Origin of the sequence: Streptomyces actuosus, from assembly GCF_016921115.1 — a bacterium.
In the GTDB taxonomy this organism is placed as follows: Bacteria; Actinomycetota; Actinomycetes; order Streptomycetales; family Streptomycetaceae; genus Streptomyces; species Streptomyces actuosus_A.
On sequence record NZ_JAFFZS010000005.1, the window covers coordinates 154,230 to 168,740 of the forward strand.

Annotated in this window: 13 protein-coding genes; 6 read left to right on the forward strand and 7 right to left on the reverse strand. The window is 73.1% G+C overall.

What is annotated here, in order from left to right; genetic code table 11:
• Positions 1–67: 67 nt before the first annotated feature.
• Entirely contained in the window at positions 68–1,138 is a 1,071-nt protein-coding gene (locus JS756_RS09220; RefSeq protein WP_205382512.1) for an LPXTG cell wall anchor domain-containing protein, read from the reverse strand.
• An 865-nt stretch (positions 1,139–2,003) separates the two neighbouring features.
• Positions 2,004–2,426, reverse strand: coding sequence for a chorismate mutase (locus JS756_RS09225; protein WP_205382513.1), 423 nt, complete (start codon positions 2,424–2,426; stop codon positions 2,004–2,006).
• A gap of 344 nt (positions 2,427–2,770) precedes the next feature.
• Between JS756_RS09225 and guaA the strand changes: the two genes are divergently transcribed.
• Positions 2,771–4,351, forward strand: coding sequence for a glutamine-hydrolyzing GMP synthase (gene guaA / locus JS756_RS09230; protein ID WP_205382514.1), 1,581 nt, complete (start codon positions 2,771–2,773; stop codon positions 4,349–4,351).
• A gap of 18 nt (positions 4,352–4,369) precedes the next feature.
• Here the strand turns inward: guaA and JS756_RS09235 are convergent, their stop codons facing one another.
• Complete coding sequence (locus tag JS756_RS09235; RefSeq protein ID WP_205382515.1) at positions 4,370–4,858, reverse strand: pyridoxamine 5'-phosphate oxidase family protein; 489 nt, start codon at positions 4,856–4,858, stop codon at positions 4,370–4,372.
• A 120-nt stretch (positions 4,859–4,978) separates the two neighbouring features.
• Between JS756_RS09235 and JS756_RS09240 the strand changes: the two genes are divergently transcribed.
• Complete coding sequence (locus tag JS756_RS09240) at positions 4,979–5,773, forward strand: class II aldolase/adducin family protein (RefSeq protein ID WP_205382516.1); 795 nt, start codon at positions 4,979–4,981, stop codon at positions 5,771–5,773.
• Between the two features lie 369 nt (positions 5,774–6,142).
• Here the strand turns inward: JS756_RS09240 and JS756_RS09245 are convergent, their stop codons facing one another.
• Positions 6,143–7,036, reverse strand: a complete 894-nt coding sequence (locus JS756_RS09245) for a DUF4429 domain-containing protein (RefSeq protein WP_205382517.1) — start codon at positions 7,034–7,036, stop codon at positions 6,143–6,145.
• Between the two features lie 265 nt (positions 7,037–7,301).
• On the opposite strand from JS756_RS09245, the gene JS756_RS09250 reads away from it, so the two are divergent.
• Together JS756_RS09250 and JS756_RS09255 are read left to right on the forward strand one after the other, a co-directional pair.
• Positions 7,302–8,582, forward strand: a complete 1,281-nt coding sequence (locus tag JS756_RS09250; protein ID WP_205382518.1) for a hypothetical protein — start codon at positions 7,302–7,304, stop codon at positions 8,580–8,582.
• A 432-nt stretch (positions 8,583–9,014) separates the two neighbouring features.
• Positions 9,015–9,563 carry a DoxX family protein gene (locus JS756_RS09255; RefSeq protein WP_205382519.1) on the forward strand — a complete coding sequence of 183 codons (549 nt, stop codon included), beginning with the start codon at positions 9,015–9,017 and terminating at the stop codon, positions 9,561–9,563.
• A gap of 33 nt (positions 9,564–9,596) precedes the next feature.
• Here JS756_RS09255 and JS756_RS09260 read toward each other — a convergent pair whose 3' ends face one another.
• Together JS756_RS09260 and JS756_RS09265 are read right to left on the reverse strand one after the other, a co-directional pair.
• Positions 9,597–9,842, reverse strand: a complete 246-nt coding sequence (locus tag JS756_RS09260) for a hypothetical protein (RefSeq protein WP_205382520.1) — start codon at positions 9,840–9,842, stop codon at positions 9,597–9,599.
• On the reverse strand, positions 9,829–11,286 hold the full coding sequence (locus JS756_RS09265) for a PspC domain-containing protein (RefSeq protein WP_205382521.1): 1,458 nt from the start codon (positions 11,284–11,286) through the stop codon (positions 9,829–9,831). Before JS756_RS09265 ends, JS756_RS09260 begins: the two co-directional genes overlap by 14 nt.
• 144 nt (positions 11,287–11,430) lie before the next feature.
• Here JS756_RS09265 and JS756_RS09270 point away from each other — a divergent pair, with 144 nt between their 5' ends.
• Positions 11,431–12,759 carry an ATP-binding protein gene (locus tag JS756_RS09270; protein WP_205382522.1) on the forward strand — a complete coding sequence of 443 codons (1,329 nt, stop codon included), beginning with the start codon at positions 11,431–11,433 and terminating at the stop codon, positions 12,757–12,759.
• Positions 12,756–13,484, forward strand: coding sequence for a LuxR C-terminal-related transcriptional regulator (locus tag JS756_RS09275; RefSeq protein WP_205382523.1), 729 nt, complete (start codon positions 12,756–12,758; stop codon positions 13,482–13,484). Before JS756_RS09270 ends, JS756_RS09275 begins: the two co-directional genes overlap by 4 nt.
• Before the next feature lie 323 nt (positions 13,485–13,807).
• Here JS756_RS09275 and JS756_RS09280 read toward each other — a convergent pair whose 3' ends face one another.
• Complete coding sequence (locus JS756_RS09280) at positions 13,808–14,440, reverse strand: hypothetical protein (RefSeq protein ID WP_205382524.1); 633 nt, start codon at positions 14,438–14,440, stop codon at positions 13,808–13,810.
• Positions 14,441–14,511: the final 71 nt, after the last annotated feature.

Below are 14,511 nucleotides of genomic sequence, written 5' to 3' on the forward strand. Positions count from 1 at the left end.
AGCGCAGGTCCCTTCACGTTCATGGACGGCCGTGCGGGAGCCCGACGGGCTCCCGCACGGCCTGTGCTCACGCCCGCGCGCCGGCCTTGCGGCGACGCACCAGGACGAGCGCACCCGCTCCGGCCACGACGGCGGCTCCGCCGACGAGACCGATCACGGGCAGGGCCGAACCGGAGCCGGTTTCGGCGAGGTTGCCGGAGATCGGCTTGGCCGCGCCCTGGGGCTTCACGTCCTGAGCGGGGGTGGTGGGCTTCTCTCCGCTCGGCTCAGCGTCGTCGACGTCGCCCGGCTGGCTGCCCGCGGCGAGCACCGTGACGTCGTACGAGTCGCCGTTGCCGTAGCAGGCGGACCCCTTGCCGGCGTAGACGGCCTCGCTCAGCGCGACGGCGGAGCCCGCCGGGGCTTTGGAGCTGACCTGGATCCGGAGGTCGAGGGTCGCGGAGCTGTCCTTCTCCAGGGTGTCGAGCAGCGCGACGAAGGAACCGGAGAAGTTCATCGTGTCGTCGCCCTCACCCCCGAGGGTCTCCTGGTAGGCGTCGGTCCACTTGCCGTCCTCCTTGACCTGGATGCGGGCCAGGTCGGTGTAGAGGGAGGCGTCCAGATCGTCGCTGTACTCGGCGAACGCGTTGATCCACACGTTCTTCAGGTCCCGGTCCGAGCCGTTCTCGACGACGAACCGGAACTCGTGCCAGCCCGAACCGGCGACGATCTTGTTCGGCAGTCCGGAGATCGTGGCGGTGAGCTTCTCGTCGAGGTCGAAGGTCTCGCAGTCGGAGTACGGATCGAATGCCGCCTCGCCGCCCGTGGCGGACTCGGTCGGCGAGGCCGACGCCGACGACGAGGCGGAGGCCGATGAGGACGCCGACGCCGACGCCGAGGACGACGCGGAGGACGACGCGGAGGCGGAGGAGGACTCGGCGTACGCGTCCGAGTCGGGGGTCGAGGTGGAGGCGGAGGCGGTGCTCTCGTTCTCCGGAGTGGTCGCCGAGGCGGACGCGTCCGCGCTCTCGGAGGCGGTGGCGCTCGGCGAGGAGGACGAGTCGCCCTCCGTGGCGAAGGCGGTCGGCGCCGCCAGCAGCGCGACCGGGGAGATGGCAGCCGTCGCGGCCGCAAGGGCCATGGCGCGGCGAAGCTTCATGAAGACCTCAAGCAGTCCAGTGTGGTCCGGGTGTGGTCCGGCATGTGGAGGGCTCGGCGTGGCGGCGCTGAAGAGTCCCTTGATTCAAGGGGTTTGATTCGTGACGCCTGTGAAGGGTTGTGCAAAGCTCACGCGATCCTTATGTGATCCACGCCACTGTCTCGCGGCCGGTGTTCCGGCCGTGGCTCGCCTCGGGGCGGCGTGCGCGTGCGGCTCGCAGCGGCTGGTGCGGGTGGCGCAGGGGAGCGCGGGGCGGGTGGCCCGGGGAGCGCGGCGCTGGGTGGGGATGTGGGCGGCGCATGGCGGCCTTCGGGCCGTCGCGGCCGCCGAGTCGGCATGCGAAGGGCCCCGCGGGAGCTCGCCGCGGGGCCCTTCTTTCGCCAGCACCGGCGTCAGGGCAGCGCCGGTGCCTGGGAGGCGGCGCCGGGGGGTTGCGCCGCTGGATGGCTGTGCCTGGAGTCCGCTTCGACAGCCCCGACCTCGGGCAGCGGGTCTGCGGAGACCGGGTGCACCAGGCAATGAAGTTGTGTACGAGGGGACTTGGGCTTGCTAGGCATCGTGCGGGATGAACGCGGCCTCCGCAACCGTTCGACCCGGACTTCATGCATATGTGCAAGTTTCCGTCCGGCCGACCCCGGGCGTCCCCGGAGCCGACCGTTCTCTTGGGTGACCGGGCTGCTGTCCCCTGCCGTCCGGTCACTTGCTGGAGCGAGGTCCCACGACGCACGGCACGATCCGTACGCCTCATCGCTCCAGTGAGCCACGCGTGGTTCTTTCGGGCCCGCCCCTGGATGGCACGGACATCGGTTCCAACGAAGCCGCCCGGGGCCGGTCACGCGCCGTACGGGTGAGAGGGGATGCGAACTCAGATGCGACCCCGGCACAGTTCGAGCAGCGTCATCGCCAGGGCCGTACCCGGCTTGCCCAGGGCCTCCCGGTAGCGGCCGAGGACCTCCATCTCGCGGGAGAGGTTGACCCGCCGGCCGCCGGAGGTGATCCGGGCCTCCTGGATCACCGCGGACACGGCCATCCGCTCCTGGATCAGGCCGATGATCCGGTCGTCGAGCGCGTCGATCCGCTCACGCGCGCCGGAGATCACGCCGGCGGCCTCGGTGGTGCGCGCGCCCGTCCGCTCCCCGGCACCCTTCTTCTCCGTGGTGCCCGCCCTCTCGGCGGCACCCGCCCGCTCCGCGGTGCCGGTCCCGTCGGGGGTGCCGCTCCCCTGTGCGGCGTCCGGGTGGTCGTGGTGCTCGGTGGCGCCGGTCTTCTCCGTGGCGGTGGCGGTCATCTCTTGGCTCCTCGTCGGAAGATGGGGTGCCTCGGAGCGGCAAGGTCCGCACACGCCAGGCGCCCCGGACCTTGTCGGCCCGGGGCGCCTGGGAAGTCGCTCGATCAGTTGCTCAAGCAGCACGACCATGGCAGCCGGTGGGCCGGGTGCCATAGGTAAAGACGTACGTCGCGTGCTGGAGCATGCCGTCAGTATGCCGCGCCGCCGCGGGGTGTCCAACCCGGTTCGGATGATGAGACGCGCGCCCACCGGCCCGCTCGCCCGGCGGCACGGGCCGAGTCCCCCGGCCGCCTCGGTAGAATTGACCAGCACGTACGACCCCGCCCCACCGCCGGAAGGCTCCCGTGTCATCAGCGACCCCCGCTGCCGCCGCCCCCGACACCGTCCTGGTCGTCGACTTCGGCGCGCAGTATGCCCAGCTCATCGCCCGTCGCGTCCGTGAGGCCCGGGTCTACAGCGAGATCGTCCCCAGCACCATGCCGGTGGCCGAGATGCTCGCCAAGAACCCGGCGGCGATCATCCTGTCCGGCGGCCCCTCGTCCGTGTACGAGGAGGGTGCTCCCCGTATCGACCGGCGGCTCTTCGAGGCGGGCGTCCCCGTCTTCGGCATGTGCTACGGCTTCCAGCTGATGGCGCAGACCCTCGGCGGCACCGTGGACAACACCGGTGCGCGTGAGTACGGCCGCACGGACCTGCACGTGTCCAGGTCGTCCTCGACCCTCTTCGAGGGCACCCCGGACGAGCAGGCCGTGTGGATGTCGCACGGCGACGCCTGCTCCGCCGCGCCCGAGGGCTTCGCCGTGACGGCCTCCACGGACGTCGTCCCGGTCGCCGCCTTCGAGAACGACGACAAGCGGCTGTACGGCGTCCAGTACCACCCCGAGGTCATGCACTCCACGCACGGCCAGCAGGTGCTGGAGCACTTCCTGTACCGCGGTGCCGGCCTGAAGCCGGACTGGACCACCGGCAACGTCATCGAGGAGCAGGTCGAGGCGATCCGCAGCCTCGTCGGCGACCGGCGCGCCATCTGCGGCCTGTCCGGCGGCGTCGACTCCGCCGTGGCCGCCGCGCTCGTCCAGAAGGCCATCGGCTCCCAGCTGACGTGCGTGTACGTCGACCACGGACTGATGCGCAAGGGCGAGACCGAGCAGGTCGAGAAGGACTTCGTCGCGGCCACCGGTGTGCAGCTGAAGGTCGTCGACGCCGAGCAGCGCTTCCTCGACGCCCTCAAGGGGGTCAGCGACCCCGAGGAGAAGCGGAAGATCATCGGCCGGGAGTTCATCCGGGTCTTCGAGCAGGCCCAGGCCGAGATCATCGCGGACGAGGGTCCGGCGGTCGAGTTCCTCGTGCAGGGCACGCTCTACCCGGACGTCGTCGAGTCCGGCGGCGGAACCGGCACCGCCAACATCAAGTCCCACCACAACGTGGGCGGCCTGCCCGAGGACCTCGAGTTCCGGCTGATCGAGCCGTTGCGCAAGCTGTTCAAGGACGAGGTCCGCATGGTCGGCCAGGAACTGGGCCTGCCGGAGGAGATCGTCCAGCGCCAGCCGTTCCCCGGCCCGGGCCTGGGCATCCGCATCGTCGGCGAGGTGACCAAGGAGCGGCTCGACCTGCTCCGCGACGCCGACGCCATCGCCCGCGAGGAGCTGACCGCGGCCGGCCTCGACCGTGACATCTGGCAGTGCCCGGTGGTGCTGCTGGCCGACGTCCGCTCCGTGGGCGTCCAGGGCGACGGTCGTACCTACGGCCACCCGATCGTCCTGCGGCCCGTGTCGTCCGAGGACGCCATGACTGCCGACTGGTCGCGGCTGCCGTACGACGTCCTCGGCCGCATCTCCACCCGGATCACCAACGAGGTGCAGGACGTCAACCGCGTCGTCCTCGACATCACCTCCAAGCCCCCGGGCACCATCGAGTGGGAGTGATCCCGCAGCTCGTGAAGGTCACGTCCGCCTGAGAGTGCGCACCGGCTCTCCGGGCTTCCAGACCTCGACGACCAGGAAGCGGTCGTCCTCGACGTAGGTCCGCACGACCTCCGTCAGCTCGGTGCGGAAGAGGTGGAACGGCTCCGGCGGTTCCACCTCTTTCCCGTACGCCCTCTTCGTGGCCGGGTCCGTCACCTCGATCGCCCGGCCCGCGACGCGTACGTCCCCGCCACCCATGCCGGTGCCGGCCCCCGGGTTCGCCTGGAGCGCGAAGCGCGCGTCGCGCCGCAGGTCGAGTGCCTTCAGGGAGTCCGGCATCATGCCGAGCCACAGCTCTCCGGCCAGGAACCGGACCTCCAGGCCCGAGGTACGAGGCGAGCCGTCCCCGCGCAGGGTGGCCAGGACATGGTGGGTGAAGGCGCCGAAGCGTCCCTCGACGGTCCGGGCCAGGTCGGGTTCGGCGGTGGCGAAGGACTCCCAGTTCGCCGTGGGGCGGGTCGTTGCCATACGGCGAGTGTCGCCCCGAAACCCGACATCTTCCGTCGTCTTTCGGCAAGGTCTGTTCTCGGACGACTGACCGGCGGTAACTTCCGGCCCGTACGCAACCGAGCCGAGTGCGGAGGAACGATGCCCGGGCCCACTCCGCCCCCGCCCCTGCCCACCGACCGGCTGACGTTCGCGATGCCGCCGATGCACGAGTCCGTCGAGGACGAGCGCAGGCACCGCAGGGAACGACTCGCGGGCGCACTGCGGCTCTTCGGCCGGCTCGGCTTCGAGGACGGCGTCTCCGGGCACATCACCGCCCGTGACCCCGAGTTCACCGACTGCTTCTGGGTCAACCCGTTCGGGATGCCGTTCCGGCACGTCACCGTGAGCGACCTGGTCCTGGCCAACTCCGACGGGCAGGTCGTCGAGGGTCGCCATCACGTCAACCAGGCCGCCTTCACCATCCACGCGCAGGTCCACGCCGCCCGCCCGGACGTCGTCGCCGTCGCCCACTGCCACACCGTCCACGGGCGGGCGCTGGCCGCCCTCGGCGAACTCGTCGAGCCCCTCACCCAGGAGAGCTGCGCCTTCTACGAGGACGTGGAGCTGTACGACGCCTACACCGGTGTCGCGGTCGACGCCGAGGAGGGCCGGCGCGTCGCCGCCGCGCTCGGTACCCGCAAGGCGCTCGTGCTGCGCAACCACGGGCTGCTGACCGTGGGGGACTCCGTGGACGCCGCCGCCTGGTGGTTCGTGTCGATGGAGCGCTCCTGCCAGATCCAGCTCACCGCCCGGGCCGCCGGCCGTCCCGTCCTGATCGACCACAGACAGGCGACCGCGACCCGCGAGCAGCTCGGCGGCGATCTCGTCGCCTGGATCAACTACCAGCCGCTGTGGCAGGACATCAGCCGCAGCGAACCGGACCTCTTCGGCTGACGCCCACCGCGACGACCCGAACCGCACCGCACCGCGACGACCCGAACCACACCCCGGCCTCGCTTCGCCGCTGCGCGCTGCGGCCCCGCCCCGACGGTGCGGGCGTCGAGGATTCGGTCTCCGGCCGCCCCGTTCTCCGGCGGCGCGGCACGGGGGAGCCCGCGTCGCCCGGCGAGGATCGGACTGTCGCTGCGCGGCTCGCTCTCGGGGGCGCTCTTGCCGTGCCGTGGCCGGCTCGTGCCGGCGGCTCGCTGGTGCGGCGGCTTGCCGTGGAACGTTCAGGGGAGCTGCCGGGGTGGGGGGCGGGGGCGCGTCGCGGGACAGGAACGTGGGGCCCGGAGCCCGGAGCCCGGCGGCTGGGGCCGGGGGTCAGGCGAAGTTGCGGAGCACGGCGGCCTTCGTCCTCGCGAACTCCTCGTCCGTGAGCACGCCGTCCCGGTGCAGCTCGCCCAACTCCCGCAGCCGCCGCAGCAGTACGTCATGGTGGTCGGTGGACGGCGGCACGGTGGGCGCACCCGGCGGCCTGTTCCGCGTGGTCCACTCCCCGCCGGTGCGGGTGGACGGGTGCGGCAGCCGCGCCGTGACCGCCGTCGCCACCAGCGCCGTCAGCAGATCACGGCGTGCGCTGCCCCACAGGTCCAGGGCGTAGGGGTCCTTCTCCGGCGGCAGTTTAGAGAACACGGTCTCCCGCGTCACGAACCGCAGGAAGCCGTCCTCGTAGCCGGAGTTGGGCAGCCACTCGACCTGCACCACGTCGCCGACGTCGATGATCCTCGGTCCGGTCGCCCGTTTGACGCGGTCGGAGGTGTCGGCCCAGTCGATGCGGACCTGTGCGCCGTCGAAGGAGACCGTGCCGTCGGACGAGCGCACCGATACCGGCACCGGTGGTCCCGGCAGCAGATAGGCCCTCGTCGGCTCCTTCGGGATCCGGTCGAGCAGCAGTGCGCGGCGGATCTCCTCGGCGACGTATTCGGCGACCCCCGACCGGTCGGTGTCCACGGCCAACCGGTACGGATCCGCTGCGTCCGGGAGCCTTCCCCCGGTCGCCTGCAGCAGCGGGTCGGCGCCCTCCCGCAGACTCATCCTCAGGCGCCCCCGCTTGCGCTCCGGCTCGTAGACGACGCCCGCGACGGCCTCCAGTGGGACGGCGAGCTCCCCGAACGTCTGACGGAACAGCGGTACGGAACGGTGGAGTCCCGGCGTGATCCTGACCGTTGTGCCGTCGAAGGCCCAGGTCCCGTCGCGCTGGATGATCTCGGCCATACGGGAATTCTCGCAGCCGGGTCAACACGACAGACCCCACTTCACCCCCCTGATCGGACCTGCCGGACACGGTACGTGCTCTGTAGGGCACAATTCGTATCTGTCATAGGGGAGTTGCCGGCGGCCCGTCGGCGGTTCGCGCCTGCCCGGCCGGACCATGTCGCGGACCGCCGGCAGCGCAGGGGCGCGGGCCTGCGGGACGACCGCCGGCCCGTGGATCGGCCCGCGAGGGCCGCGAGGATCGTGCGGAAGGGCGGGCATCGGCGTGGCGGTGCAGGAGGCGAGAGGGGCCGTGGGAGCGGCGGGCGCCCACACGGGCGGCTGCACCTGCGAGGGATGCCCGCACGGGGTGCGGGAGCGGCACCGCCGGGCGGTGGCCGAATTCCTCCTCAAACGCGACGAGTTCGCCGCTCACAAGGGCCTTCCGGCAGCGGTGGCCCATTCGGCCTCCGCCTCCCGCCAATGGGTCTCCGAGGAACTGGCCCAACAGGCGTGGCACGTCGCCGAGCGCAGCCGCGCCGAGGGCCAGGCGTGGCTGGAACGGCTGTGGCGCAGGACCACGGCCCTGGTGTGGGCGGCCGTCGCCCTCCTCCTGCTGGGGCAGGTGCTCACTTCGATCGGCGTCGGCTGGACCGCCGCCCGCACCGCCGGAATCGCGGCGGCGCTCGTGGCCGCCGGCGCGCTGACCGCCGCCTCGTGGTTCCACCGGGCGCGCGGTGGCGCCCTCGCGCCCGTCATCGGAGAGGACAACCGCCTGTCCACGTCCCGCGCGGTGGCCGCCGCCTGGGTCCTCTTCCTCGCCTACGCGGTGCTGTTCCTGGTCGGCCGCCTCGCCGTCGCCTCCGCACCCGGCGACCGGGACGCGCTGATCTCCGGGCTCGCACTCGCCCGTGGCGCCGGTGTGGTGACCGTGCTCGCCGTGGTGTGCGGGATCGCGGTGCTGGTGCGGCGCGTGGTGGGGCTGCGCGTGTCGGCGCAGCGCCTGCAGAAGGTCCGTGCCGACCGGCCCCGGGTGGCCGACCTGCTGACGGACGACGCCGGCCGCGGCACCTTCGCCGACATCCAGTACGTCGTCATCAGCGCGGTGGTGCTGGTCTTCGCCGCGGTGCGCCTGGCCCGCCGCCCCGACCAGTTGCCCGACCTGCCGTGGGGGCCGGCGGTGGTGGTGCTGATCTCGGCGGCGACCTACCTGGCCGGCAAGTACGCCGAGGGCGGGCGGCCGGTGATCCTCTCCGTCGTCCGGGCCCGTGAGGCCGGCGACCTCGACGGCCCGATCCGCACCGGGGACGACGTCGAGATCCGCGGGGCCGGCTTCGTCCCGCCGGGCGCGGACGGCGCCGACCGGCTGTCGCGGATGGCGGTCCGCATCGGGCCCGTCCATGTCCACGTCCCCCTCGTTCCGGTCACCGGCGGCTTCCGCAATCCCACCGACAGCGTCCTCACCGTGCCCGTCCCCGCCGATGTGGAGCCCGGCCGGGTGGAGGTGCAGGTCGTGACCGCGGCCGGGGTGGAGACCAACCGGTACGCCATCGACGTGACGGAGTGACCGGACCACCGGTCTCCAGGCCCCGCCCCAAAGCCGCCGCCCGATCTCCGCAGGCCGAAGGCCCCGAGCCGCCGGGCCACCGCGCGTCTGCCACCGGCCCCGGGATCCTGGGCCACGGGCCGGCAGTCACCGGTTGCCGGGCCACCGCCCCCCGGTCGCACCCGCCCGCCGATGGCCACCAGCCGCCGGGGCATCGTCCTCCGCCGTCGGCCCCGCCCCTGGGCCGGGCCACCGCGTCCCGCTGCGGGGGCCGGGCCCAGGGGGCGTCGGCCACCGGGTCCCGATCCATGGCCGTCACTCGTCGGTGCGGGCCCCGAGCGCTTGTCTCCCGTGGCGGAGACACTGGTCGTGGTCCTACTGAACACGTCTCGCTTTTCGTACGTATCGTCAGGTATCGGTGACTGCACTGCGGGCGAGAGGCGGCTGGGAGCGATGAGTCACGGCATGCGAACGGACACGCACACCCACCATCTCGACGAGCGCGGCGACTGGCGGGACACCGCCTCCCGCTACGCGTTGCTCCCGCTCCGGGTCTTCCTCGGGGTGACCTTCGTCTACGCCGGCCTGGACAAGCTCACCAACAGCGCGTTCATGCAGGCCTCCGGCGCCGGCTCCATCGGGGACACGATGCGGTCGGTCCGCGACTCCTCGGCGATCCCGGCCCTCGTCGACCTGGCGCTGAAGAGCCCCACCGGGTTCGGCTACGCCATCGCCCTGGGAGAGCTCGCCGTCGGTCTGGGCACCCTGGTCGGTCTGCTCACCCGGGTCGCAGCCCTCGGTGGCGCCGCGATCTCCCTCAGCCTGTGGCTGACGGTGAGCTGGGCGACCGAGCCCTACTACTACGGCAACGATCTCATCTACCTCATGGCGTGGCTCCCGCTCGTCCTCGCCGGCGCCCCCTTCCTCTCCGTGGACGCGATGCTGCGGGCTCGGAGGCGAGGTGGGAGCCTCAGCGGACCGGGGCCGTCCTGGGCGCGGTGACCTCCGCCCGGGACGCGTCCGGCGGCGGCCCGGTCACCCGGCCGGGTCCGTCCGCGTCCCGCCTCGGTGGCCGGTCCGGTCACCGAGGCGGCGTCGTCGTACCGCCCGGCCGGTGACGCCCACCGCCCCGGCCAGGCAGAGCCCGCCCACGACGAGCGGGATCAGCGCGAACCAGGGGATCTCCCACGCCCCGCCCGCGTCGCCGGCGTAGATCACACCCGCGGCGGTGAGGAAGGCACCCGCGACGAACCGGCCCGGCCGGAACTCATGACGCAGCACGGCTCACCTCCGCCTGTCCCACTCCGACGTGCAGATCGAGTTCGAGCGTCCCGGCGCTTCCGGCGCCCCCCGGCGGGGCCAGGGTGACCTGGCGATGCTTGCCCGGTTCCACGTCCACGTCCCTGCGGTCGTCGCCCGGCAACCGGATGTCTCCCACGCCCACGTCGATGTCCGCCTTCACCGTGACGTCCGGCGGCACGATCACGCGTACCCGGCCCACTCCCACCGCCGCCGTGGTCGACAGCGTCCTCCCCGCGGCCACGTCGAGCCCGGACAGGTCCAGCGTGCCGACGCCGGTCCCCAGGTCGTAGGACGGCCGGACGTCCGCCACCGTGGCGGGCTGCCAGGTCGTGCGCGTCCACTGGGTCCCGATGTCCTCGGGCATGGCCGCCGCGCCGGCGAGCAGCCCCGCGGTGACGACCGCCAGCAGGATCGACCCGGCGCCCGTCCGCCCCAGGAACGCGCTCAGCGCGATGCCCGCGCCGAACACAAGGAGCGCGCAGGCCAGCCCGGTCTGCAGGCTGGTGCCGAGCGGATGGTCGTCCCAGGTCAGGCCCGTGCCGAGCGCGGCTGCGAACAGGGCCAGCAGGAAGACCCGGCCGCCGATCCGGCGCGGACCGCGCGGCCGGGGCCGCTCGGTGTGCGGGGCGCGGGTCCCGCGGGCCGCCTCGGCTCCGCCGTGCCCTGCGAGGTCGACGTCGATCAGGGAGGTGATGTCCGGCTTCCGGGCGTCGCCCGGACCCCACAGATAGCCGGTGCCGCCGACGTGCGTGCCGTCCTTGACGATCGGGTCGCGCCACCACGAGTAGGAGACGGGCGCCGGCGGCGCCTGGGCCTCCGGCGGGGCGTCGGCCACGGCCTGGGCGGCTATCGGGTCGGGGCCGGGATCGCCGCGCCGCTGCGACCAGTAACCTGCGCCCGCGAGGAGCAGGGAGAGCACGACGGCGAACGCGAGCACACTGCCGTTGTTCAGCATCGACAGGAACACCCCGCACCCCACGAGCGCGAACAGCACGGCAGCCAGGGCCTGGCCGTCGACGCGGCCGGTGAGGAGTTTGCGGACCTCGTTCTCCTCCTCGTCGTCGTAGGGGACGAAGAGCCAGGCGAAGCCGTAGAAGATCAGACCGATGCCGCCCGCCGCGGCGAGGACCGCCAGCGTGATCCGGAAGATCACCGGGTCCATGTCGCACTGCCGGCCCAGGCCCGCGCACACCCCGGACAGCATCCTGTGCTCCCGGTCCCGGCGGAAGGCGCGCGGGGCGCCGGGCTGTACCGCCGGCTCCTCCTCGACCGGCGGGCCGGGTCGGCCCCGTCCTCCCGCCGCCCCGGGCGTTCCGCCCGGTTCCGCGTGCGCGCGCGGTTCCTCCGGAGAGGGCCGGGCGCCCTCGTCCGGCGCGGCACCCTCGGAGGGCTCCGCGTCCGCGGCGTGCTGGTGATCAGTCATGAGTCCATGGTGACGGGCGAGCCGCCCCGGCGGCAGTCGGGACGACCCTGGCCGGACCCTGATATCGGTCCCTGACACCGGGCCGGGGACGGCGCGCGCCGGGCTCCAGACCGAAGATCAGGGGAGTCTCGGGGGCGGACCCTGATGCCCCTGCCCGACCGCCGTGTGACCATCGATGGCATGCCGGAAGCCGCAGCAGCGCCTCTCGACCAGCCTCGGCCTCCGCGCAAGCTCTACCGCAGCAGTGACGGACGCTGGCTCGGTGGCGTGGCGCGGGGGCTCGCCGGGCATCTCGGGCTGCCCGTGATCTGGGTGCGCCTGGTCTTCGTCGGCCTGTTCATGGCCGACGGTCTGGGCGCGCTGCTGTACGCGGCGTTCTGGTTCTTCGTGCCGCTCGGCGTCGGCGGTGTCGGGGCGCACCGGCCGTCGTCCCCGTTCGGCACCGAGACCTCCGCCGACGGCCGGCGCCGGCTCGTAGCGCGCAAGCCGGACAAGGGCCAGATCGTCGCGCTGCTCCTCATGGTCGTCGTGGCGATGATCTTCGTCGGGAGCGTGAACATCGGCAGCGGGGCCCGCGCGTACCTGGTGCCCGCCGTCCTGGTCGCCGCGGGCGTCGCCCTGGTCTGGCGGCAGGCGGACAACGCCCGGCGGGCCCGCTGGGTGGAGGCCGGCCGCAGGCGCCGCACGCTCACCCTGCTGCGCGCCGGTGCAGGCGTCCTGCTCGTCACCGCCGGTGTCTCCGGCATGTTCGTCCTGCAGGGCTCCGCGGCCCACCTCGGCTCGGTCCTCCAGGCGGCGCTGGCCGTTCTGGTCGGGATCACCCTGCTCGCCGGGCCGTATCTGGTCCGGATGACGCAGGATCTGTCCGAGGAACGCCTGATGCGCATCCGCGCCCAGGAGCGGGCGGAGGTCGCCGCGCACGTCCACGACTCGGTCCTGCACACGCTGACGCTGATCCAGCGCAGCGCGGACAACCCCGGCGAGGTGCGCCGCCTCGCCCGTGCCCAGGAGCGCGACCTGCGCACCTGGCTCTACAAGCCGGAGGGCACCGGCAAGGACGAGGCCGAGGAGCCGGACACGCTCGCCGACGCGGTCCGGCGCAACGCCGCCGAGGTCGAGGACAAGCACGGTGTGCCCATCGAGGTCGTGGTCGTCGGGGACTGCCCGCTCGACGAACGCACCGGCGCGCAGATGCAGGCCGCGCGCGAGGCGATGGTGAACGCCGCCAAGTACGGTGGCGAGGGCGGTGCCGTGCAGGTGTACGCGGAGGTCGAGGGGAGGACCGTCTTCGTGTCGGTCCGGGACCGCGGTCCCGGCTTCGACCTCGATTCGATACCCGCCGACCGCATGGGTGTCAGAGAATCGATCATCGGCCGCATGGAGCGCAACGGCGGCACGGCGCGGCTGCGCACGGTGCCGGGCGGCGGCACGGAGGTCGAACTGGAGATGGAGAGGGCGGAGAAGACGTCATGAGCGACCCGACCGAGGGCAACGGCGCGGCGGAGGCGGCCCGGTCCGCGGAGCCGGCGGGAGGCGGTCGGCGCGTGCGCGTGGTGCTCGTCGACGACCACCGCATGTTCCGCACGGGAGTCCAGGCCGAGATCGGCCGGACCGAGGAGACCGGCGTGGAGGTCGTGGGGGAGGCGGCCGACGTCGACCAGGCGGTCACCGTCATCACCGCGACCCGGCCCGAGGTGGTCCTCCTCGACGTTCATCTCCCGGGCGGCGGCGGCGTCGAAGTGCTGCGGCGCTGCGCCGCGTTGACGGCCGACACCGAGCGACCCGTGCGTTTCCTCGCGCTGTCGGTCTCGGACGCGGCCGAGGACGTGATCGGTGTGATCCGCGGCGGTGCGCGAGGGTACGTGACGAAGACGATCACGGGTTCGGACCTGGTCGACTCGATCTTCCGGGTGCAGGAGGGCGACGCCGTCTTCTCCCCGCGTCTGGCCGGGTTCGTCCTGGACGCCTTCGCATCCACCGACGCCCCGCCGGTCGACGAGGACCTGGACCGTCTCACGCAGCGCGAACGTGAGGTGCTCAGGCTCATCGCCCGCGGTTACGCCTACAAGGAGATCGCCAAGCAGTTGTTCATCTCGGTGAAGACCGTCGAGTCCCATGTGTCGGCGGTCCTGAGGAAGCTTCAGCTCTCCAACCGGCACGAGCTGACACGGTGGGCGACGGCGCGGCGCCTGGTCTGAGCACGGCGAGCGAACGGCCGCCGGTGCGTCGGTCGCCGGCGATCGGTCCGCCCGTGGTCGGTCCGCCCGCGGTCCGGCCGTCTGACAGTCCTGCTGGCCGTGGTCCGGTCACATGCGGTCCGGCCACATGGGGTCCCGTCGCCCGCGGTCCGGCGGCCTCGGGTCCGACCGCTCGCGATCCGCTCGTCGGGGCGACGAGCGACGGGACCGGTCGCGGCCCCAGCGGTGCCGGACCGGTCGCGGCCCCAGCGGTGCCGGACCGGTCGCGGCCCCAGCGGTGCCGGACCGGTCGTGGCCCCAGCGGTGCCGGACCGGTCGTGGCCCTAGCGGTGCTCCGGCGCCGGCGCCGCTCGGAGGACGCGCAGCGCCCACCGGTAGTGCCGGACGGCGTTCGCCGCGCCGAGCAGGCCCGTCAGCCACAGGATCGTCCCGGCGCCCATGCCGAGGGCGACGTCGGCGTAGGCCGTGCGGCCCGGTTCGGCGCCCGCCGCCGTGCCGAACGCCGTCCACAGGCCGGCGGCGCAGACGCCGAGCGAGGACAGCAGCCAGCCCAGGCTGAGGCCGGGGGAGCGGAGCCGGGCATCGGTGCCGGGGTGGCTGTCCAGGGCGAGCCAGGCGTCGAGGAGACGGCGTATCTCGCGGTCGCGGCGGACGGCCAGGACGACGGCGACGACGGGCGGTGCGAGCGCGGCCAGCCCGAGGAGGGCGAAGAGGGGAGCGAGGACGAAGCCGAGCGGATCGTGCTCCTCGATCTGCTCCAGCGGCACCATGAGCAGGGCCCAGCCGATGATCGCCGTCAGCGCGAGCAGCCACAGCAGCAGGATCCGATGCACCCCGAGGCGGTGGCGCCGCAGCTCCTCCAGAGCGTGGTACCGGTCGGCCAGCAGCGCGTCCCTGCTCTGCCACGTCCGGATGGGGGGCGGCGGCGGGGGAGGCGGCAGCGGCGAGCGGGGCATGGGGACCTCGGGGACCTCGGGAGCGCGGAAGGTTCGGGGCTGAGAGGGCTTCGGCGTCGAACGCTACCGCG

Bases quoted from the DNA above. Each gene is read 5' to 3' on its own strand.
- JS756_RS09220 (WP_205382512.1), bottom strand. From the start codon at position 1,138: ATGAAGCTTCGCCGCGCCATGGCCCTTGCGGCCGCGACGGCTGCCATC.
- JS756_RS09225 (WP_205382513.1), bottom strand. From the start codon at position 2,426: ATGACCGCCACCGCCACGGAGAAGACCGGCGCCACCGAGCACCACGAC.
- JS756_RS09235 (WP_205382515.1), bottom strand. From the start codon at position 4,858: ATGGCAACGACCCGCCCCACGGCGAACTGGGAGTCCTTCGCCACCGCC.
- JS756_RS09240 (WP_205382516.1), top strand. From the start codon at position 4,979: ATGCCCGGGCCCACTCCGCCCCCGCCCCTGCCCACCGACCGGCTGACG.
- JS756_RS09245 (WP_205382517.1), bottom strand. From the start codon at position 7,036: ATGGCCGAGATCATCCAGCGCGACGGGACCTGGGCCTTCGACGGCACA.
- JS756_RS09255 (WP_205382519.1), top strand. From the start codon at position 9,015: ATGAGTCACGGCATGCGAACGGACACGCACACCCACCATCTCGACGAG.
- JS756_RS09265 (WP_205382521.1), bottom strand. From the start codon at position 11,286: ATGACTGATCACCAGCACGCCGCGGACGCGGAGCCCTCCGAGGGTGCC.
- JS756_RS09270 (WP_205382522.1), top strand. From the start codon at position 11,431: ATGCCCCTGCCCGACCGCCGTGTGACCATCGATGGCATGCCGGAAGCC.
- JS756_RS09275 (WP_205382523.1), top strand. From the start codon at position 12,756: ATGAGCGACCCGACCGAGGGCAACGGCGCGGCGGAGGCGGCCCGGTCC.
- JS756_RS09280 (WP_205382524.1), bottom strand. From the start codon at position 14,440: ATGCCCCGCTCGCCGCTGCCGCCTCCCCCGCCGCCGCCCCCCATCCGG.